Source organism: Marinomonas sp. SBI8L (assembly GCF_001624705.1).
GTDB lineage: Bacteria > Pseudomonadota > Gammaproteobacteria > Pseudomonadales > Marinomonadaceae > Marinomonas.
Window position 1 is genome coordinate 1 of sequence record NZ_JSEO01000049.1, and the last position, 689, is coordinate 689.

A 689-nucleotide genomic window follows, 5' to 3' on the forward strand; every position below is an offset into this window, starting at 1 on the left:
TCAGACTGCTGACAAAGTCCTCGCCAACCTAGGCGGGGATTTTTTATAATAAGCCATGCTTAATTCTCGCCCCCAAACTCAGTCTTCTCTTGAGTTCGTCTGTATTGACGAGCTTGTTCCTAAAGATCATTTGCTTCGTAAAATTGATAAGCAGATCGATTTTTCATTTATTCATGACTTAGTAAAAGATCTGTACTGCCCAGATAATGGCCGACCAGCACTCGATCCCACTCTCATGTTCAAGCTTTTGTTGCTTGGTTATTTGTTCGGTGTTCGAAGTGAACGCCAGCTTATACGTGAAGCGCAAGTCAATGTAGCCTATCGCTGGTTCCTCGGTTTAGGGCTCACCGATAAGTTACCTGATGCTTCTACGCTAAGCCAAAACCGCCGCAGACGATTTAATGATTCGGATGTTTATCAGCAAATCTTTGATGAGATTGTGCTTCAAGCTATGCGCAAAAAACTCGTGTCTGGCACGGTGCTTTACACCGACTCAACTCATATCAAAGCCAGTGCGAACAAAAATAAGCATATTCAAGTAACAGTCGAAGAAGAACGCCAGGCTTACTTCGATCAACTTGATGCCGATGTCGCAACAGAAAGGGAAAGACTTGGAAAAAAGCCTTAGCGCCATCCAAAAAGGCGCCACCTGAAAAAACGATCAAACAAAGCACAACCGATCCTGATAG

At 44.0% G+C, this 689-nt stretch carries 1 pseudogene; it reads left to right on the plus strand.

The features are described 5' to 3' along the window. Positions 1 to 55: 55 nt before the first annotated feature. A pseudogene (locus OA91_RS23845) lies at positions 56 to 689 on the plus strand (transposase); the annotation flags it as partial.